This window comes from Klebsiella terrigena (assembly GCF_006539725.1).
GTDB lineage: Bacteria > Pseudomonadota > Gammaproteobacteria > Enterobacterales > Enterobacteriaceae > Klebsiella > Klebsiella terrigena.
Window position 1 is genome coordinate 43021 of sequence record NZ_BJNO01000011.1, and the last position, 19467, is coordinate 62487.

Here is a 19467-nt window from a genome sequence, read left to right on the forward strand (position 1 = left end):
CATCACAGTTAGGGGGCTATTTTACGGGCAATCGACGCTGTACGGTCGGCTGCGGCGCGAAGGGCTGTCAGATTTCCCAGGGGGCTTTCGGCTGACCGGGCTTGCTTTCCGGCTCATCGTTAGCAAGAGCCTGCAGCTCCGCCTTGAGGATCTCCAGATTATGAATCGCGGAGTGATAGTCTCCGGCAACCAGAATATCCAGCACGGTATCGATACGTTGGGCGAGCAGGCGGGCATTCAGATCAGACATAGTATTATCCTGGTTACAAAAGCGAATGAAATCAATGATGCAAAAAACGGATGCAAAAGAGAAGTGAAAAGATCGCACAACCTATCTCATCGGGAGGTTTTTAGCGCAGGCGCGGGCGGGGAACGGGGATTGGCTAAAAGAACGGCTCCCTGAGTCGGGAGCCGCTGAGGGGCAATATCAGGCGAACGGCCGGGCAATCACGCTGCGCGTTTCCATTCTGACTTCGGCAATCTTGACGTCGATAACGTCGGTCACCTTGTAGACGGTTTCACCTTTAATCTGCACGGTGCCGTTTTCCTGGCTGCAGACCAGCTCATCGCGGACGGCGTGCAGGAACGGTGCCGGAATAAAGGCAACCGCGCCGTTATCAACCAGGCGCACGCGCATGCCGCCGCGGCTGATATCGATAATTTCCGCCGCAAAGCGCGTATCGGTGCCGGCGTTCGGGCTCAGATAGCGCGCGTACAGCCAGTCGCCAACGTCGCGTTCGGCCATCCGGTTCAGTCGACGGCGTTCTGCCATCTGCACCGCTACGTCATCATTAGGGCGCGCGATGGTGTCACCTTTAATGATGGCTTTCAGCAGGCGATGGTTAATCATATCGCCGTACTTACGAATCGGTGAGGTCCAGGTGGCGTAGGCTTCGAGGCCAAGGCCGAAATGCGGGCCCGGCTCGGTGCTGATTTCGGCGTAGGACTGGAAGCGACGGATGCGGCTATCGAGGAAGCCGGAAGGCTGTGCGTCCAGCTCACGGCGCAGCTTGCAGAAGCCGTTAAGGGTCAGCACTTCCTGCGGATCGACGTGCACGTCATGGGTCTTCAGCAGCGCGGCAAGCTGTTCGGTATTGGCCGGATCGAAGCCGGTATGCACGTTGTAAACGCCAAAGCCCAGACGGTCGCGCAGCACGCGAGCGGCGCAGATGTTGGCGGCAATCATCGACTCTTCAACGATGCGGTTGGCGATACGGCGCGGCTCGGCAACGATATCCAGCACTTCACCTTTCTCACCCAGCACGAAGCGGTAGTCCGGACGGTCCTTAAACACCAGCGCATGGGTTTTACGCCATTCGCTGCGGCGCAGGCACAGGTCCTGCAGCAGGGTAATCTGCTGCGCGATGGCTTCGCTTTCGGGCTGCCAGCTGCCGCTATTCTCCAGCCAGTCGGAGACGTTGTCGTAGGCCAGCTTTGCTTTCGACTCAATGGTGGCGGCGAAGAATTCAATATCATCTTCAATCGTACCGTCGGCCGAGAGGATCATGCGGCAGGCCAGCACCGGGCGCGTTTCGTTGGCGCGCAGCGAGCACAGGTCGTCGGAGAGCTCGCGCGGCAGCATCGGGATGTTAAAGCCCGGCAGGTAGTTGGTGAAGGCGCGGATTTTTGCCGCGTCGTCCAGCCTGCTGCCTTCGGCGATCCAGGCGGTCGGGTCGGCGATCGCGACGGTCAGCTGCAGCTTGCCGTCAGCGGCGGCTTCCACATACAGCGCATCGTCCATATCCTGGGTGCTGGCGCTATCGATGGTCACGAACGCCAGCGCCGTCAGGTCGCGGCGCTCCAGCCCTTCGTCCAGCATCTCTGTAGCCACGCCGTCTGGCGCTTCTTTTTCCAGATTATGACGCGCCAGGGTCACCCACCACGGCACGAAATGGTCGTCGCTGAAGGTGATGAACTGGGTTAATTCGGCGTAGAAGCCGCGATCGCCTTTCAGCGGATGACGGCGCATTTCGGCAACCGCCCAGTCACCCTCGCTGAAATCGTGGCTGACGCTACGATCGGCGCGGCACGGAATGGCATCTTTCAGCAGCGGATGATCGGGAACGATAGACAGGCGATCGTCTTTCTTATGCACTTTACCAACGAAACGCGTCAGGAAAGGCTCGATCAACTCTTCCGGCTCCGCGCTTTCACGTTCTTTTTCAGTATGGACCACGGCGGTAATACGATCGCCATGCATCACTTTTTTCATTTGCGGCGGCGGAATGAAATAGCTTTTCTGCGAGTCAACTTCGAGGAAGCCAAAGCCTTTTTCCGTACCCTTAACGACCCCTTCAACGCGAGGAGTCTGAGAATGCAGTTGCTGTTTAAGCTGCGCTAGCAGCGGGTTGTCCTGAAACATAATTTGGTATTTTCGTGGCTAAAAGAGCGGCTGTCATTTTTACGCGATTATGCCTGTTGCAGCAAGCGCTGTTTGGCATTTTACGTCCGTTGACCAACATTGCCGAGGGCGATTTTCAGCCGGTTGATCCAGCCGCATAGCCCGCACCAGGCCAGAATATCGATAACCTGAGTTCGGGAAAGCCCGTATTCAGTGAGGGGCGTTAGCTGAGCGGCGCTGAAGCGGTCGGGGGAGCGGGTTAACAGCTGCACCGCCAGATAGATTGCGCGTTCGGATTGATGCCTTTCGCCCCACGCCTGAAGCGCACGATCGTCGTGGCGGAGCGCCTCAGGAAACGTCGGCGAGGCGGACCATTCTCGCGCCCAGGCGTTAAAGCAGCTGACGCTGCCGTTGATCCGCGCCGCAATCAGCGCGACCAGCGGCGCAAACGGCTGATTTTCACTCAGTCGGGTCAGCAGCTCATCCTGCGCGCTGAGGATAGCATCATGTACCGCCAGCAGCGGCGCCAGCTCGGCGAGGCCGGGATGTTGCTGCCAGCTGACCAGCCGTGCCTGGCGATCGTCGTCAGCGTAGCGCAGGTCGCTGTCGTTAACGTCGGCCAGCCAGTCGGCGTCCGCGGCGGCAAAGCCTTCTGCCGGCGCATCCTCCTGCTGCGGCATTCCCGGCATCCAGCGCACCGGAAAGCCCAGCGTCGCCTGGAAGGTGGCGATTGCGCGGGCCTGGAAGCCAACGAAACCGATAATCTGGTTAATCAGGATAATATCGCGGCTGGTTAAGCCCACTTCGTCCAGCTGGCTGCGGGAGAGGGAGGTAATGACCGAGGGCGAGCTGGCCAGCTGGCGCGCATACTGCGTGATCTGCGCCAGACGACGATTGCTCTCGCGGGATGAGTCCGGGCCAGGCAGCGGCGCCAGGCGCGCCGCATAGTGGTTACACAGCCGCTGCACGCCATAGACCTGCGCGACGGTGAGCGCCGTGCTCAGGCGGTCGTAGGCGCTAAAAGTTTGCAGACGATTCGCCGTCACGGAGGTCGGAAAGAGCGCGTCGGCCAAACATCGTGCCGGCGCCAGCCAGCCCGCATGCGCGTGGAGCAGCTCTGCGGGCAACGTCAGGTCGAGTAAAAAACGGTCTTCGACATACGCGGCTTCAGGGACGAGCGGTAATACATCCACCGGGCAGATTGTTGACTGGGTCTCGTGATACCAGTGGTTTTTGCCATACACGCGGCGTTGCTCCATGGGCGTTCCTTGATCGATATGTGTCCGGCCGCACTTCTGTGGGCCATCTATGCATAACTATCCTGGCGTAACCCTGGAGCAGGAGAAAATATTGATACGTGCTAACAAATAGCTGATTGGAATAACAGAGCGGGAGAGATGGCGCAAAAGGTCGTCAGCAGCAGCAGAGTAAAACCCTCCTCACGGGCGTGAGGAGGGCAAAGAACTTATTTCAGTTCCAGCTCGTTCATAGCGGCAATGCTGAAGCCGCCGTCAACGTGAACCACTTCACCGGAGATGCCCGCAGAGAGGTTAGAGCACAGGAACGCTGCGCTGTTGCCGACATCTTCGATGGTCACGGTACGACGAATCGGGGTGACGGCTTCGCAGTGGGCCAGCATTTTACGGAAATCTTTAATCCCGGATGCTGCCAGAGTACGGATCGGACCAGCAGAGATGGCGTTGACGCGCACGCCTTCCGGACCCATCGCGTTCGCCATGTAGCGTACGTTCGCTTCCAGAGACGCTTTAGCCAGGCCCATCACGTTGTAGTTAGGGATTGCGCGCTCTGCGCCCAGGTAGGAGAGCGTCAGCAGGGCGGAGCCTGGGTTCAGCATCTCGCGGCAGGCTTTCGCCATCGCCACAAAGCTGTAGGCGCTGATGTCGTGAGCGATTTTGAAACCTTCACGGGTTACCGCGTTAACGTAGTCGCCGTCCAGCTGATCCGCCGGTGCGAAACCGATTGAGTGAACGAAACCGTCGAATTTCGGCCATACTTTGGTCAGTTCGGTGAACAGAGACTCAATGCTCTCATCTTCAGCCACGTCGCACGGCAGTACGATGTTGGAACCCAGTGCCGCAGCAAATTCTTCCACACGACCTTTCAGTTTGTCGTTCTGATAGGTGAACGCCAGTTCAGCCCCTTCACGGTGCATTGCTTGCGCAATACCGTAGGCGATGGACAGTTTGCTGGCAACGCCAGTCACCAGAATGCGCTTACCGGAAAGAAAACCCATAGCTTTAATCCTTATCGTTATTGCTTATTTTTACTTTAACAATCATGTAGTTAGTGTTGTTATTTCAAAATAACTCAAATTTAGCCGAGAATTATATCCCACTGACGACCCCCTGTGTCACGCTATTTTTCAGCAATAGCCGACATCCCGCGGGCGACATCGGCGCTACCGCTGCGTTCATGGGCGTCAACCTTCACGGTCAGCGCAGGCGGCTTATCGTATCCCTGCCATCGCGTACTCTCCAGTATATCACCGGATATCGCGGGCGTTCGGCGCCGTTCTCCGGGCAAAATGCGGCTAACGTACGCTCAGGCTCGCCAGCAGCAGCCTGGCGTCGGCGGAGTGCGGGAGAAGCTCCCCCGGCGGCGTATCCTGCCACCAGATGCCGCTCCCGGCAGCGTGCAGCTGCTCCCCCAACTGCCAGCGACCTTGCAGCACCCAGGCGACACCCGCCGCGCCGGGCCGCCGCGCGGTGGATACCACGCTCACCTGCGCCGTGGCCCGGCTACGCTGGGTCATGATGTTGAAGTCCAGCCCCGGCTGCGCAATCCCCTCGCTGGCCAGCGGCCATTCGCCGGCAAAGGCCCATGGCTCCCACAGGTGCAGGTGATGGGCGATATCTCCGCCGCGCAGCCACAGCGAACCGCCGTCTATTAGCGTTATCACCCGATCTACGCCCGGAAAAGCCGAAAACGGCCCGTCGCTTTGTAAAGTGGCGATGCTGGCCCGCCAGAGAAACGGCGCATCAGGCGACGGCACGCTGACGATTTCACGGGTTTCGCCGCCGCCGTTTTTCCACGGCGTGACGGGCAGGGAGGAAAATGTAAAGGGCATAATCATCGCGGGCATACCACCTTATATGTGAATACATGTAAATTTTTTGATACATCTAGTTTTCAATTCAATTACAAATTATTTACAGCCTGGTTCACAAATCCATCATCGGAACAGTGTATGGAATTGTCAATGCTTGTATATACATGATCTGTCATCTGCGATTTGTACCCGCCTGGCAGCAGCCGCACGGCAACTATTTTAATGGCATCAGGAGAATCAATCATGAATCAGAGCATCACCTTTCGTCAGACCTGCCTGTCAGCCCTGTTTTCTGGACTATTGCTCTGCGGTGGATCGGTCAATGCGAAGGAGTGGAAGTCGATTACCATCGCGACCGAAGGAGGGTATGAGCCCTGGAACCTGACGCTGCCGGGAGGGAAGCTGAGCGGATTCGAACCCGAGCTGATGGCAAATCTCTGCCAGCGCATGGGGATTGAGTGCAAGCTGGTGGTGCAAAACTGGGACGGGATGATCGCCGGCCTGAACGCGGGCAAATACGACGTGATTATGGATGCCATTGTGATCACCCCTGAGCGGAAGCAGGTGGTCACCTTCACGCAGCCTTATGCCGCCACGCCGGCCTCATTTATTGCGGTAAAAGGCACGCTGCTGCCGCCAGCGACCGGCGCCGGCCACACCATCAAGCTCCACGATGACGAAAAAGAGATTCAGGCGGCGATTGCGCCGCTGCGGGCGGCGCTAAAAGGGAAAACCATTGGTATCGCCTCCGGTACCGTCTATACGCCGTTTATTGACAAGTATTTCAAAGATATCGCGGACATTCGTGAATACAACAGCTCGGCGGATGCGATTCTCGATCTGCAGTCCGAGCGTATTGATGCGGTGTTTGACGATATTACCTTTGCCAATACCACGCTGGCGCGCCCGGAAAATAGCAACCTGAACTTTAGCGGCCCGCAGCTGAGCGGCCCCATTTGGGGGGAAGGCGAAGCGATGGGCGTTCGCCATGCGGATGCCGATTTGAAAGCGAAGCTCGATGCGGCAATTCAGACCGCGCTGGCCGACGGAACGGTGAAAAAGCTGAGTGAAAAATGGTTTAAGAGTGACGTCACCCCATAAGCGAGGTTGAAGATGGCAAGTCTGCTGAGTTTTGGTGAGAACGGCTGGGGGACGGTCATCCTTAGCGCAACACTGACAACGCTTCTTTTGTCCCTCGCCGCGCTTGCGGTGGGGGCGGTAGTGGGGGGCATCATTGCCGCCGCAAAGCTGTCGCCCCGAGCGCCGGCCCGCTGGTTTGGCTCGGCCTATTCGGTGGTGTTTCGCGGCATCCCTGAGCTGCTGGTTATCTACCTGTTCTATTTTGGCGGGTCGGGGCTGGTGTCGTGGGTAGGGCAGCTGTTTGGCGCCGATGGTTTTATTGAAATCCCGCCGTTCCTGATAGGTTCGCTGGCTATCGGCCTCATTTCCGCCTCCTATCAGGCCGAAGTTTATCGCGCGGCGCGTCTGGCGCTGACGCCGGGTGAGGTTGAGGCGGCGCTGGCCATCGGCATGCCGCGCTGGCGCATTTTCCAGCGGATTATGCTGCCGCAAATTGTGCGCTACTCGCTGCCGGGGCTGTCCAACGTGTGGCAAATGAGCCTGAAGGACTCGGCGCTGGTTTCGGTTACCGGGATCGTGGAGCTGATGCGCGCCAGCCAGATAGCCGCCGGATCCACCCGGGAATACTTCCTGTTCTACCTGATTGGCGGCGGTTGCTACCTGCTCCTGACGTTACTCTCTAACCGGGCATTTATTCGGGCGGAAATTCGTCTCAATCGGGCCTGGTCCCGCCGCGCGGCGGCTCAGGCCTAAGGAGAATCTATGTTTATCGACTTCGCCTTCCTCAGCGACACGTTTTTAAAACTCTGCACCGCACTGCCGGTGACGCTGGGGCTGTTTATCAGCTCGTTTATCTGCGGCGGGGTACTGGCGCTGGGCGTGCTGGCGCTGCGGATGAGCCGCTGGCCGCTGCTGAGCGGTTTTGCGAAAGGCTACATTCTGATCTTTCGCGGCTCTCCGCTGCTGATTCAGCTGTTTCTGATCTACTACGGGCTGGGGCAGTTCGGCGTTATCCGCCACAGCTTTTTATGGCCGCTGCTGCGGGAGCCGTTCATCTGCGCGGTGCTGGCGCTGGCTCTGTGCACTGCGGCCTATACGGCCGAAATCCTGCGCGGGGCGCTGCTGGCGGTTCCCATCGGCCAGATTGAGGCCGGCCAGGCCTGCGGAATGTCGCGCTTCCTGCTGCTGCGCAGGATTGTCGCCCCGGTGATGCTGCGCTACGCGCTGCCGGCCTACTCCACCGAAGCGATTCTGTTGGTGAAATCGACGGCGCTGGCCAGCCTGGTCACGGTATGGGACGTCACCGGCGTGGCGCAGCAGATTATCCAACGAACCTACCGGACGATGGAGGTCTTTCTCTGCGCCGCAGCGATCTACCTGCTACTTAACTTTATTATCGTGCAGCTTTATGCCCTGCTGGAGCGTCGCCTGACGCCGCACACCCGGCAAAACCCTGCCACCGTTTCACTCAATACCGCCGCTAAAGGAGAGTAGTATGCACGATTCCCGTCCCGTGACGCTGTCAGTCAGCGACATCCACAAATCCTTTGGTTCGCTCGAGGTGTTAAAGGGGATTTCTATCCAGGCGCAAAAAGGCGATGTGATTTCGATCCTTGGCGCCAGCGGTTCAGGAAAAAGCACGCTCCTGCGCTGCATTAACCTGCTGGAAACGCCGGATGCGGGCGTGGTCAGCGTCGGCGGTGAAACCATCGAGATGAAGCATCATGCCCGCGGCCACCGTCTGGCGGCCAACCCGAAGCAGATTGAGCGCCTCCGCTCGCGGCTGGGGATGGTTTTTCAAAGCTTCAACCTGTGGTCGCATATGACGGTACTGCAAAATGTTATCGAAGGCCCGCACTACGTTTTAAAACGCAGTAAGCAGGAGTGTATTGAACAGGCGGAGCAGCTGCTCGATCGCGTTGGCATGCTGAACCGCAAGGACTTCTACCCGGCACAGCTCTCCGGCGGGCAGCAGCAGCGGGTGGCCATCGCCCGTGCGCTGGCAATGGATCCGGAAGTGATGCTTTTCGATGAGCCGACCTCGGCGCTGGACCCGGAGCTGGTCGGTGAGGTGTTGAAAGTGATGCGCAGCCTGGCAGAAGAGGGGCGCACCATGCTGGTGGTGACCCATGAGCTAGGATTTGCCCGCCACGTCTCCAACCGCGTGGTGTTTATGCATCAGGGGACGATCGACTGCGACGGCCCGCCGGACGCGCTCTTTGGTTCACACGCATCGCCGCGTTTTCAGCAGTTTATTTCCAGCCACCATCAGCCGGGGCAGCCAGTATGAGCGAACGCGTGCTGTGGGGCGACGCCCCGTTATGCTGGCAGGACGTCGTGCGGGTAGCGCGAGAAAAAGCCGCGCTGGCGCTGAGCGACAGCGCCTGGCAGCGCATTGCCCAGGGCCGGTCGATTGTTCAGCACATTATTGACTCCGGGCAGATAGCCTACGGCATTAATACCGGCCTGGGGGCGCTGTGCAATATCACGCTGCCCGAAGAGCAGCTCGGGCAGCTATCGCGCAACACCCTGCTCAGCCACGCCTGCGGCGTTGGCCCGCTGCTGGATGAAGCGCACACGCGCGCCATTATGTGCGCGGCGATCGCCAACTACAGCCACGGGAAGTCGGGGATTTCCTGCGCCATCGTTGAGCAGCTGCTCGCCTTCCTGAATCTGCAGATTACGCCGCAGGTCCCGTCGCAAGGGTCGGTGGGCTACCTGACCCATATGGCACATATCGGCCTGGCGCTGATGGGGATCGGCGACGTGAGCTGGCAGGGGCAGGTCGTTCCCGCCGAGCAGGCTCTGGCGCAGGCCGGGCTCGAGCCCATTGCGCCGGGAGCAAAAGAGGGGCTAAGCCTGGTCAACGGTACGCCCTGTATGACCGGCATGGCCTGCCTGGCGCTGGATGATGCCGCCCGGCTGCTGGACTGGGCCGATGTGACCGGTGCCATGAGTTTTGAAGCCCTGTGCGGGCAGGCGGTGGCCTTTGACGCCGAGATCCTCGCGCTGAAGGCCAGCCCGGGAATGCAGCACTGCGGCCTTCGCTTACGGCAGATGCTGACGGACAGCCCGCTGCTGGCGGCCAGCCAGGGAGTGCGTACCCAGGACGCTCTGAGTCTGCGCTCTATGCCTCAGGTCCACGGCGCCTGTCGCGATCAGTTCGCGCACGCGGCGGGGCAGGTCGACGTTGAGCTGAACGCCTGCACGGATAACCCGCTGATTCTCGGGACGCTGGATCGCTGGCGAGTGGTCTCCCAGGCGCATCCGCACGGCGAGTCGGTGGCTATGGCCTGCGATTTGCTGGCGATTGCGATGGCCGAGCTCGGCGCCATTGCCGAGCGGCGTCTGGATCGGCTGGTTAACCCGCTCGTCAGCGGCCTGCCGGCGTTTTTGGTGGCAAAGCCGGGGGTGAATTCCGGGATGATGATTGCGCAGTACGTCGCGGCCTCGCTGTGCGCGGAAAACAAGCAGCTGGCGCAGCCCGCGGTGCTCGATAACTTTGTCACCTCGGGTCTGCAGGAGGATCACCTGAGCCTGGGGACCGGCTCGGCGCTGAAGCTTCAGCGTCTGCTGAGCAACCTGTATCAAATTCTGGCGATCGAGTATTTACTCGCCGCTCAGGCGCTGGAGTTCCATCCCATCAACATGCTGGCGCGGGGCACCCGCCACGGCCTGGCGCTGCTGCGGCAAAGCGTGGCGACGTGGGAAGACGATCGCTGGCTTGCCCCAGAAATCGCTAAAGCGGTCGCGACGATTAAAAAACAGCCGGCGAACTGGCTGGCATAGCGGACCGTCGGTGAAAAACGCGACGCAACAAGAACACCGATTATAGCGAGGAAACTATGTCTTCTTTTTCTTCAACAGATGGGCAGTCAAAAGGCAGTGAGCAGCGCATAACGGAAACGCGCTCGATCGATTTTATTCCCGAAGGCGAGAGACATGGACATCCTTTCAGCCAGTTTACGCTGTGGTTTGGCGGCAATCTGCAGATTACCGCTATCGTCACCGGCGCGCTAGCCGTGGTGCTGGGCGGTGACGTAGTGTGGTCGCTGATTGGTCTGCTGCTGGGGCAGGTGCTTGGGGCCGCGGTGATGTCGCTGCATGCCCTGCAGGGCCCGCGCCTGGGGCTGCCGCAGATGATCATCAGCCGCGCGCAGTTTGGCGTTTTTGGCGCGGTGGTGCCGCTGGTGTTGGTCTGCATTATGTACGTTGGCTTTTCCGCCAGCGGCACCGTCCTTGCCGGGCAGGCGATGGCAAGGCTGCTGTCGGTCTCAAACGTCACCGGCATGCTGCTGTTCAGCGCGATTATCATCGTCATTGCCGTGCTGGGCTATCGGGTTATCCATAAGCTGGGCAAAGTGGCGAGCATCGTCGGCGTGCTGGCGTTTGCCTATCTGTTCATTACGCTGCTGCTCTCCGCAGACCTGACGGCCATCGCGCAGAATAGCCATTTCTCCCTGCCGATGTTCCTGCTGGCCGTGTAGCTCTCCTCGTCGTGGCAGATAGCCTTCTGTCCCTACGTTTCCGACTACTCGCGCTATTTGCCGAGCAACGTGTCTGGCGCGAAAACCTTTTTCTGCGTCTTTAGCGGGACGGTGCTTGGCACCCAGGCGTCAATGACCCTGGGCGTGCTGACGGCGGCTATTGCTGGCAGCGCCTTCCCCGGGCATGAAGTGAGCTTTATCGTGGGATTAGGTAAAAGCCAGGTGATGGCGATGGTTATCTACTTTGCGATCTGCTTCGGCAAAATCACCTTCACGACGCTCAATGCCTACGGCAGCTTTATGTCGCTGAGCACCATCGTTTCCGGCTTTCGCCGCCAGACGTCGCTATCGCAGCGATCGCGCCTCATCTTCGTGGTTCTGATGGTGTCCATATCGTGCATTATCGCCCTGCTGAGCGAGCCGGCGTTTCTGAAGAACTTCACCCATTTCCTGCTGTTCCTGCTGGCGTTCTTTGTTCCGTGGAGCGCCATTAGCCTCACCGATTACTATCTTATCTCTGCCGGTGCCGTGGATATTCCCGCGCTGTCTGACCCGAAAAAACGCTACGGCTACTGGAATATTTACGCCATAACCATCTACGTGGTGGGGGTGCTTATCCAGCTGCCGTTTATCGAGAACCCGCTGTTCCACGGTTCTTTGACGTGGGTATTCGCCGATAACGACGTGTCGTGGATTATCGGCTGGTTCGCCACCGGGCTGCTGTACTACTCGCTGCGTCGCTTTGACCGGCGGGTGCTGCCGGCGCAAACCATACTTCCGGGCTGAGAACGCGCCTGCGGGCACCGCTAAGTAACAGGCCCGGGTAAGGCGCCAGCCTTACCCGGGTGATTGAAGGGCTATTTACCGTCTTTGCGCCACGCGTCGGCGGTCAGCGCTTCGCCAAAGTGGCCGGCGATCAGCCGCTTGGTCAGATCGTGCAGCGGCGAAGCCAGCACGTCAGCGGTGCTGCCGCGCTCCACCACTTCCCCCTGATGCATCACCAGAACCTGATCGCTAATATGCTTCATCATGCCTAAATGCTGGGTAACGTAGATATATGAAATACCTTGTTTATCCTGCAGCTCCAGCATCAGGTTGATCAGCTGTGAACGCATCGACATATCCAGCGACGCCAGCGCCTCATCGCAGACAATGACCTTAGGCCGCAGGATCAGCGCGCGCGCAAGGCCCAGACGCTGCTTTTGCCCCGGCGCCAGCATATGCGGGTAGTAGCTGACGTGGTCCGGCAGCAGGCCGACCATTCGCAGCGTCTCAATAATCTGCTTCTGCCGAGCCTCTGGCTCAAGCTCGGTGTTCAGACGCAGCGGGAAGTCGAGGATCTGCGAAATGCGCTGGCGCGGGTTCAGTGAAGTTGACGGATCCTGGAAAATCATGCGGATACGCTGGCTGCGGAACGAGTAGTCGCCGAATTCCAGCGGACGGTCGTCAATCAGCAGCTCGCCGGCGCTGGGTTCAATCATGCCGGCCAGCATTTTCGCCAGCGTGGATTTCCCCGAGCCGTTCTCGCCGATGATCGCCAGAGTCTGGCGCTCGCGCAGCGTAAAGCTCAGCGGCTTGACCGCTTCCACCGTCTGACGACGAAACCAGCCGGTACGATAGCGAAAGGTCTTACTCAGATTGCGGACTTCGAGCAACGTTTCGACCATTTCACTCTTTCTCCATGTTCAGCGGGAAATGACAGGCGTACAGATGCGCCCGCGCGCCGGTCAGCCGCGGGGCTTCGATGCATTTGCGCTGGGCGTAAGGGCAGCGCGGCCCGAGCCGGCAGCCGATCGGCAACTGCTCCAGCAGCGGAATGGCCCCGGGCATGGTGTTCAGGCGGCTTTTGTGCGGCAGCGCGCTGCCAAAATCGGGGATCGCGCGGATTAACGCCTGGGTGTAGGGGTGATGGGGCGTGGTGACCAGCTCTTCGCTCGGCGCTGATTCCACGGTCTGCCCGCAGTACATGACGTTGATTCTGTTCGCCCATTTGCTCAGCATCTGCAGGTCGTGGCTGATCAGCAAAATAGTGGTGCTGTTGTTCTGATTCAGCCGCGTCAGCAGGCGGATAATTTGCGCCTGGGTGGTGGGTTCCATCGCGTTAGTCGGCTCATCGGCGATCAGCAGACGCGGCTGGTTGGCAAGGGCGATGGCGATCATCACCTTCTGACACTCCCCGTCGGTTAACTCGTAAGGGAAACTGCGCATCGCGTCTTTATGATCCTTGATACCCACGCGGTGCAGGAGCTCTATCGCCCGACGTTTACGCCAGCCGAGACGCTGCCACCAGCGGCCCTTAAAGGTCCAGCCGGGAATGTTCTGCATCAGCTGCTGGCCGATCCGTTCGGAAGGGTCGAGACAGGACTGCGGCTCCTGGAAGATCATCGACACGTTGTGGCCAATCAGCTTGCGGCGTTCGCGGCTGGAGAGCCGCAGCAGGTCGATATCGTCGAAGCGCATGCGGTCGGCGGTGACCCGCCAGTTGTCTTTGGTTACGCCGCATATCGCTTTGGCAATCAGGCTCTTACCGGAACCTGATTCGCCGACCAGCCCGCGAATTTCGCCCTCGTTCAGGGTCAGGCTGACGCGATCGACGGCTTTGACCCAGCCTTCGTTGGTTTTGAATTCGATGGTTAAATTGCGAATATCGAGTAACGGCATTATTCCACCCCGGCGATAATTGCGCGGCGGATGCCGTCGCCCAGCAGGTTAACCAGCAGGACGCTAATCATAATGGCGGCGCCCGGCAGCATCACCGTCCACGGAGCCACGTAAATCAGCTCCAGCGCGTCGCCGAGCATCGCCCCCCACTCCGGAGAGGGAAGCTGCGCGCCGAGGTCGAGGAAGCCCAGCGCGGCAATATCGAGGATCGCCATCGACAGCGCGCGGGTAATCTCGGTCACCAGCCCGGAAGTGATATTGGGCAGGACCGCGAACCAGAGAATATTCAGCGTTGAGGCGCCGTCGAGCCGGGCGGCAATAACGTACTCTTTTTCCAGCTCATCGTGCACCATGCTATAGACCGAACGCACGATGCGCGGCAGCAGCGCCAGCCAGACGGCGAACATGGCGTGACTCAGATGCGGTCCGGCAAAGGCGACGACGATAATCGCCAGCAGCAGCGACGGAATCGACAGCAGGGTATCGAGGACGTGGTTCAGCATTGCCGACAGCAGGCCGTGGGTCGAACCGGCAATCACGCCGAGCACCAGGCCAAACAGCGAGGCGCCGAAGGTGACGACGAACGCGCCGCCGACGGTGGGCGCCGCGCCGCTCAGCAGACGGCTCAGAACGTCGCGGCCGAGATCGTCGGTGCCGAGGAAGAACGAAACCTCGCCGTAGCGCGACCATGAGGGCGGCAGCAGCTGGTAGCCGAGGAACTGCTGATCGATGCCGTAAGGGGCAAACCAGCCGCCAAAAACGCACAGCAGCAGCAGCCCGGCGCAGCCGTACAGGCCGATCATGGCGCTGGTGTCGCCGTAGAATTTGCGCCACACGGTGCGCAGCGCTCCCGGGGGGCGCTTCTCCAGGTACACGCTATCGTAAGGCATACCATTCCTTATGTTTCAGAGGGTTAGCCATGGCTCCCAGAATATCAGATAGCACGTTCACGGTAATGACCAGCGCGCCAATGACCATCACGCCCGCCGAGATGGCGGCGTAATCCTGCTGACGAATCGCGTTGATCAGCCAGCGGCCCAGCCCCGGCCAGCTGAAGACCATTTCGGTGATCATCGCCAGCGTCAGCATGGTGGCAAACTGCAGCCCCAGGCGCGGAATAACCGGCGGCAGGGCGTTATGCAGCACGTGACGGTGCAGGATCGTCCGCCGCGACACGCCGCGGGTGGCGGCGGCCTTCACGTAGTTGGTGTCGTACACTTCGCTGGTGCTGATGCGCATCAGGCGAATCACTTCGGTGGTTGGCGCCACGGCAAGGGTCAGAACCGGCAGCACCATATGGCGTGCGGCGCTGACGATCATTTCATGACGCCACGGCGAATCGGACAGCCAGGCGTCGATCAGCGCAAACCCGGTTACCGTTTTGACCTCGTAGAGCAGATCGAAACGCCCGGAGACCGGGAACCAGCCTAGCGTCAGGGAGAAGAACAGCGTCAGCAGCAGCGCCAGCCAGAAAACGGGAATCGAAAAGCCGAGCAGCGCCAGGGCGCTAATCAGGGTGTCGGGCCACTTGTTACGCATAATGCCGGCCAGCATACCGACGGGAATCCCCACCAGCAGGGCAAAGCCAAAGGCGAGAATGCACAGCTCCATGGTGGCCGGGAAGACCTCTTTTAGCTGCTGTGAAATCAGCTGGCCGTTGATGCTGGAGACCCCGAAATCCCAGTGCAGCAGCCCGGTGAACCAGAACTGCCAGGCGTTCCACAGCGACGCGCCCTGTAGCGGAGCGTGCGGCGTAAAGTAGCTCAGGCTGAAGCCGACGAAAGTCAGAAAAAAGAGCGTGACCAGCAGTAACAGCAGGCGCCGCAGGGTAAAAATGATCATGGTTTTTTCACCTCATCTTTTTTGACGTCGTCTTTTTTCACATCGTCTTTTTTCTCCCGCGAAACGCCGGCAAAGGAGGCGTTACCGAACGGGCTCAGGATCAAACCTTTCATATCATAGCGGTAGGCCTGTAAACGCAGCGACGAGGCGAGCGGCAGCACCGGCAGCTCGCGGGCGAGAATATGCTGCGCCTCTTTATAGGCCTCAATGCGCGAAGCCAGCTGCTGCGAGGTTAACGCCTTTTGCAGCACCTCGTCGAACTCGCGGTTGCACCAGTGGGCGAAGTTGGTCTGCGAGGCAATCGCCGCGCAGCTCAGCAGCGGGCGGAAAAAGCTGTCCGGGTCATTACTGTCCGTGGCCCAGCCGGAAAGGGTCAGGTCGTGGTTCATATCCATCAGCCTCGCCTCCTGAAAACGACCCTCAACCGGAACAATAATCACCTTTACCCCAATCTGCGCCATATCGGCCTGAATTAGCTCGGCGGTTTTTAGCGGGCTGGGGTTCCAGGCCTGCGAGCTGGTGGGCACCCACAGCCGAAGCGTGAGGTTTTCCAGCCCCAGCGCTTTGAGCTGGGCGCGGGCGGCGCTCGGATTGTACTCGGTTATCTTCGCTTCGTTATCGTAGGCCCAGGAGGCGCGGGGCAGCATCGAGGCGGCGGTTTCCGCGGTGCCATAATAGATAGACTGCATCAGACGCTGGTTATTGATTGCCAGCGCCAGGGCGTGGCGAACCTGCGGATTATCCAGCGGCGGCTTGGCGGTATTGAACGCCAGCCAGGCGATATTCATCCCAGGACGCAGGGTCAGGCGCAGGCGCGGGTCGTCGCGCAAAATAGTCAGCTGGCTGGCGGCGGGCCAGGCCAGCACGTCGCACTCGCCGGTCAGCAGCTTCGACAGGCGGCCGGTGCCGCCGGAGCCCAGATCGACCACCACCTGCGGCATCAGCGGTTTGCCGCGCCAGTAGCCGGGGTGACGCTGCAGGCGAACGTACTGGCCCGAGCGATACTCTTCCAGCTGGAACGGGCCGGTGCCCACCGGCTGGCGGTCGAGCTGCTCCTGACGATCGCTTTTGGTTAACTGGGCGGCATACTCTGCGGACATAACGGATGCGTAGTGGGTCGCCAGGTGCCAGAGGAACGAAGCGTCCGGGCGCTTCAGGCGGAATTCGACGGTCTGGTTATCGAGCTTGCGCAAGCTCTCCACGCTGTCGGCGAACTGAAGGCTGTCGAAATAGGGGAAGCTGCTGCCGTTAACGTTGTGCCACGGGTGGTCGCGATTAAAGATACGGCTAAAGGTGAAAATGACGTCATCGGCATTAAAGGCGCGACTGGGCTTAAACCACGACGTCGTCTGGAAAGGCACGTGGCTGCGCAGATGGAAGCGGTAGGTGGCGCCATTGTCCAGCACCTCCCAGCTTTCGGCCAGCTCGGGCACCAGACGGTAGGTATAAGGGTCAACGTCGAGCAGACGATCGTAGAGCTGGGCGGCCAGGGTATCGACAATCAGGCCGCTGCTGACTTTCTGCGGGTTAAAGGTATTAACCTGGCCGCTAACGCAGTAGACAAAGCCGCTATCGCGAATATCGGCGTGAGCAGGCAGCGCGGGGGCGGCAACGGCCTGCCCGCACAGCATCGATACGGCTGCCAGTAGAGAGCATAGTTTCAGGCGCATAGTGGTTTTATGATTCCAGAGCAACGCTCTGTCTTATTAATATTCAATGACATTTCTCATCCCCTTTATCGTCCTGAGACGTCGTTAGCCGCGGTGCCTGGCGGTGAACCGCTCAACGCTCTGGCCCGATCCTGACCGCGCCGGGTTTCACCTTGAGTATATCCCGTAAACCACCCAGGCATTCTCATTCCGGGGCAGGACGACGATAAAAAAGGGTTCCGCATCAGCAGCAAAGCGCCCGGCAGGCGGAGGTGCGCCTGGCCAGGTAAGGCGTTCGGATTCATCTTTCGCTCTGTTGCAGGCCAGCTACGGGTCAAAAGGCAGAGGGCTGGCGTATTTTTGGACACATTCAGATTCTTTTAAATTTTCATGTACGGCACGGCGGGTCATCCGCTCTGGTTGCGCCAGCGGCAAATGCCGCAAAATATAAGGCGCTTGAGTTTGGGTGCGCCGGGCGCAGCCTTGTCTGGTGAGACATGGTATCTTTTTCTGGCTAACTTCTCCAGTTAGCAACGACTTAGGGCTTTGATCACCGGCCGCCGGCGGGATGTTATGGCGGCGGATCGCTGGCTGCCGGACTGCTGGCGGCTAAGAGATATTTCTTCAGCTCGCCGGCGCTCATGGGTTTGGCGTAATACCATCCCTGAACGTTGGCCTGCGGTATTCGCTGTTCAAGAAAACGCTTCTGATGCGCTTTCTCTACGCCCTCAAAGATAACCTGACTGTGCATATTGCTCAGCAGCGTGATGATGTTATTGAGCAGGGCGGAATTAATTGAGTCCGTACCAATTGACTCCGTAATGGTGCGGTCGACTTTTATTTTATCCACCGCCAGTTTTGATAACCAGTCGAGGTTGGAATAACCGGTACCAAAGTCGTCAAGCGCAATCTGATAGCCTGCCGCGCGGAAGCGGGCTATTTTCTCACCGAGGCTGGCAAGGTTTGCCGTCTGCCTCTCGGTTAACTCGAGGGCGATCAGCCGCGGCGGAATATTAAACTTGTTGCTGACGGTATCGAGATGGTCTTTAAAGGCTTTAGAGAACAGGTCGGAGGAATTGACGTTAATACTCAGGTATATTTTGTGGTTATTTATAACGTCATGCAGCTCATTAATTGATTTTTTGACAACGTAGTGGCTGATTTGGTTAATCACCCCGCGCTTCTCCGCCAGGGGAATAAAGACGTCCGGGGGAATAATGCCCAGCTCATTATCTTTCCAGCGTATTAGCGCTTCAACGCCCACCGTTTCTCCGCGATCCAGCGAGACGATCGGCTGATAGACGATGCTGAACCGATCGTTACGCAGCGCGTACTGGAGTCGGGTGAGAATCGAGCTTTTTTTGCGAATGTAGAGGTTGATGCTGATCGAGAGCAGGACGCCAATCAGCGTCGAGAGCATGAGCGCGGCGGCCTTTATTGCCCACGGAATATCTTTAATACCCTGTGGAGACATGCCGGAGACCACGCAAAGGTCGTACTCCCTGCTGCAGGCTCTGGTTAAGGCGTATTTTTTATAACGCTCGCCGCCGTGCTCGGTGTGATACACCGCAGCGGTCTCGTTGCCGATAAAAAAGATATGCTGGCTGTGATCGTAGTTACCCACGATGGCGCTGACGCTTTTGTTTTCCGGGTCAGAGGTGAAGCGATTGAAGAGGAACGGAGAAACGGTGATGGCGAGGTTGCCTTTGGCATAAATGCTGGCTTTGAATTCCTGATTTATCGCTTTATCGAGATACCACGTTCCGCCGCGATAGATAATATCGGCAGGCGTGTGGGTAATATTTTCTGGCGGCGAGAAGGTTCCCCACAGCGCCGAACAGCGCATGCTTTTTCCATCGATATAGGCAATATCTTTCAGCAGCGATTTAGACCATAAAAGCGCCCGGATGCTGCTGAGATAATCAGCTGAGCAGGGCTGGCTTGGCGATATTCGAACCGCATCCGCATAAATCTCATCGATTTGTTTTATGACTAAAATGGTTCTGGTTAATAGGGTTTTAGAATATTGTTCGGTTTTATTTTTATCAAAAGTATAAAGCGCCATTTTTGCGCAGAGATAGCCAATAAATAAACAAGAGACAATGCACATAATGGCGATCTTTTTTTCTTTTATGCTCATTTTTCCACCGTGCGATGTTGTGCCAGGTTCCCTGAAATATGCGGCAGGCGCTATGAGTATAATTGCCAATGGCGGTGAAAGGCACCTCCCTTTTTATCAGGGGCGAACGGCGGGTGGCCGCGGTGCTGCGCTGTCGGGTTGTATGAAGAGCCGGTGACCACCGAGCTCCTGCCCCAGATAAGGCTGGCGAGCAGGGA

General features: G+C 58.8%; 16 protein-coding genes and 1 pseudogene. 6 read left to right on the top strand and 11 right to left on the bottom strand.

Translation table 11 applies throughout. From position 1 onward, the window contains the following. Window positions 1–67: 67 nt before the first annotated feature. The 5 genes from RTE01_RS13715 to RTE01_RS13735 all read right to left on the bottom strand — a co-directional run bounded on the left by RTE01_RS13715 (window position 68) and on the right by RTE01_RS13735 (window position 5435). Window positions 68–250: a YciZ family protein gene (locus tag RTE01_RS13715; protein ID WP_041145195.1), complete on the bottom strand. Its 183-nt coding sequence runs from the start codon at window positions 248–250 to the stop codon at window positions 68–70. Window positions 251–427: 177 nt separating this feature from the next. Next, entirely contained in the window at window positions 428–2362 is a 1935-nt protein-coding gene (locus tag RTE01_RS13720; RefSeq protein WP_123551335.1) for an exoribonuclease II, read from the bottom strand. 80 nt (window positions 2363–2442) lie between these two features. Next, complete coding sequence (locus RTE01_RS13725; RefSeq protein WP_134525718.1) at window positions 2443–3600, bottom strand: CMD domain-containing protein; 1158 nt, start codon at window positions 3598–3600, stop codon at window positions 2443–2445. A 206-nt stretch (window positions 3601–3806) separates the two neighbouring features. After that, window positions 3807–4595, bottom strand: coding sequence for an enoyl-ACP reductase FabI (fabI, locus tag RTE01_RS13730; RefSeq protein WP_041145198.1), 789 nt, complete (start codon window positions 4593–4595; stop codon window positions 3807–3809). Between the two features lie 297 nt (window positions 4596–4892). Then, window positions 4893–5435: a HutD/Ves family protein gene (locus RTE01_RS13735; RefSeq protein WP_115193016.1), complete on the bottom strand. Its 543-nt coding sequence runs from the start codon at window positions 5433–5435 to the stop codon at window positions 4893–4895. A gap of 219 nt (window positions 5436–5654) precedes the next feature. On the opposite strand from RTE01_RS13735, the gene RTE01_RS13740 reads away from it, so the two are divergent. The 6 genes and pseudogenes from RTE01_RS13740 to RTE01_RS13765 all read left to right on the top strand — a co-directional run bounded on the left by RTE01_RS13740 (window position 5655) and on the right by RTE01_RS13765 (window position 11764). Then, window positions 5655–6512 carry a transporter substrate-binding domain-containing protein gene (locus RTE01_RS13740; RefSeq protein WP_134525720.1) on the top strand — a complete coding sequence of 286 codons (858 nt, stop codon included), beginning with the start codon at window positions 5655–5657 and terminating at the stop codon, window positions 6510–6512. Window positions 6513–6524: 12 nt separating this feature from the next. Next, entirely contained in the window at window positions 6525–7244 is a 720-nt protein-coding gene (locus RTE01_RS13745; RefSeq protein WP_041145201.1) for an ABC transporter permease, read from the top strand. A 9-nt stretch (window positions 7245–7253) separates the two neighbouring features. After that, the gene (locus RTE01_RS13750; RefSeq protein ID WP_134525722.1) at window positions 7254–7985 is read left to right on the top strand and encodes an ABC transporter permease; all 732 of its coding nucleotides are present in this window, start codon (window positions 7254–7256) and stop codon (window positions 7983–7985) included. Between the two features lies 1 nt (window position 7986). Next, the gene (locus tag RTE01_RS13755) at window positions 7987–8781 is read left to right on the top strand and encodes an ABC transporter ATP-binding protein (protein ID WP_041145203.1); all 795 of its coding nucleotides are present in this window, start codon (window positions 7987–7989) and stop codon (window positions 8779–8781) included. Then, the gene (locus RTE01_RS13760; protein ID WP_141335098.1) at window positions 8778–10280 is read left to right on the top strand and encodes an HAL/PAL/TAL family ammonia-lyase; all 1503 of its coding nucleotides are present in this window, start codon (window positions 8778–8780) and stop codon (window positions 10278–10280) included. The genes RTE01_RS13755 and RTE01_RS13760 overlap by 4 nt, the downstream gene beginning before the upstream one ends. Window positions 10281–10387: 107 nt before the next feature. After that, window positions 10388–11764, top strand: a pseudogene (locus tag RTE01_RS13765) (purine-cytosine permease family protein). A gap of 71 nt (window positions 11765–11835) precedes the next feature. On the opposite strand, the gene sapF reads toward RTE01_RS13765, so the two are convergent. The 6 genes from sapF to RTE01_RS13795 form a co-directional block, all read right to left on the bottom strand. Continuing rightward, a complete protein-coding gene (gene sapF / locus RTE01_RS13770; RefSeq protein WP_041145205.1) occupies window positions 11836–12645 on the bottom strand; it encodes a putrescine export ABC transporter ATP-binding protein SapF in 810 nt (269 codons plus the stop codon). Between the two features lies 1 nt (window position 12646). After that, window positions 12647–13639 (bottom strand): putrescine export ABC transporter ATP-binding protein SapD, encoded by a 993-nt coding sequence (gene sapD, locus RTE01_RS13775; protein WP_041145206.1) that lies wholly within the window; start codon window positions 13637–13639, stop codon window positions 12647–12649. Next, window positions 13639–14529, bottom strand: coding sequence for a putrescine export ABC transporter permease SapC (gene sapC, locus RTE01_RS13780; protein WP_123551339.1), 891 nt, complete (start codon window positions 14527–14529; stop codon window positions 13639–13641). The genes sapD and sapC overlap by 1 nt, the downstream gene beginning before the upstream one ends. Beyond that, a complete protein-coding gene (gene sapB, locus RTE01_RS13785) occupies window positions 14516–15481 on the bottom strand; it encodes a putrescine export ABC transporter permease SapB (RefSeq protein WP_041145208.1) in 966 nt (321 codons plus the stop codon). Before sapB ends, sapC begins: the two co-directional genes overlap by 14 nt. Continuing rightward, window positions 15478–17151, bottom strand: coding sequence for an ABC transporter substrate-binding protein SapA (gene sapA, locus RTE01_RS13790; protein WP_052474495.1), 1674 nt, complete (start codon window positions 17149–17151; stop codon window positions 15478–15480). Before sapA ends, sapB begins: the two co-directional genes overlap by 4 nt. Before the next feature lie 550 nt (window positions 17152–17701). Next, entirely contained in the window at window positions 17702–19270 is a 1569-nt protein-coding gene (locus RTE01_RS13795; protein ID WP_134525724.1) for an EAL domain-containing protein, read from the bottom strand. Window positions 19271–19467: the final 197 nt, after the last annotated feature.

Bases quoted from the DNA above. Each gene is read 5' to 3' on its own strand.
- sapF (WP_041145205.1), bottom strand. From the start codon at position 12,645: ATGGTCGAAACGTTGCTCGAAGTCCGCAATCTGAGTAAGACCTTTCGC.
- fabI (WP_041145198.1), bottom strand. From the start codon at position 4,595: ATGGGTTTTCTTTCCGGTAAGCGCATTCTGGTGACTGGCGTTGCCAGC.
- sapD (WP_041145206.1), bottom strand. From the start codon at position 13,639: ATGCCGTTACTCGATATTCGCAATTTAACCATCGAATTCAAAACCAAC.
- RTE01_RS13715 (WP_041145195.1), bottom strand. From the start codon at position 250: ATGTCTGATCTGAATGCCCGCCTGCTCGCCCAACGTATCGATACCGTG.
- RTE01_RS13740 (WP_134525720.1), top strand. From the start codon at position 5,655: ATGAATCAGAGCATCACCTTTCGTCAGACCTGCCTGTCAGCCCTGTTT.
- sapA (WP_052474495.1), bottom strand. From the start codon at position 17,151: ATGCGCCTGAAACTATGCTCTCTACTGGCAGCCGTATCGATGCTGTGC.
- RTE01_RS13750 (WP_134525722.1), top strand. From the start codon at position 7,254: ATGTTTATCGACTTCGCCTTCCTCAGCGACACGTTTTTAAAACTCTGC.
- sapC (WP_123551339.1), bottom strand. From the start codon at position 14,529: ATGCCTTACGATAGCGTGTACCTGGAGAAGCGCCCCCCGGGAGCGCTG.
- RTE01_RS13745 (WP_041145201.1), top strand. From the start codon at position 6,525: ATGGCAAGTCTGCTGAGTTTTGGTGAGAACGGCTGGGGGACGGTCATC.
- RTE01_RS13735 (WP_115193016.1), bottom strand. From the start codon at position 5,435: ATGATTATGCCCTTTACATTTTCCTCCCTGCCCGTCACGCCGTGGAAA.
- RTE01_RS13760 (WP_141335098.1), top strand. From the start codon at position 8,778: ATGAGCGAACGCGTGCTGTGGGGCGACGCCCCGTTATGCTGGCAGGAC.
- RTE01_RS13795 (WP_134525724.1), bottom strand. From the start codon at position 19,270: ATGAGCATAAAAGAAAAAAAGATCGCCATTATGTGCATTGTCTCTTGT.
- RTE01_RS13720 (WP_123551335.1), bottom strand. From the start codon at position 2,362: ATGTTTCAGGACAACCCGCTGCTAGCGCAGCTTAAACAGCAACTGCAT.
- RTE01_RS13755 (WP_041145203.1), top strand. From the start codon at position 7,987: ATGCACGATTCCCGTCCCGTGACGCTGTCAGTCAGCGACATCCACAAA.
- RTE01_RS13725 (WP_134525718.1), bottom strand. From the start codon at position 3,600: ATGGAGCAACGCCGCGTGTATGGCAAAAACCACTGGTATCACGAGACC.
- sapB (WP_041145208.1), bottom strand. From the start codon at position 15,481: ATGATCATTTTTACCCTGCGGCGCCTGCTGTTACTGCTGGTCACGCTC.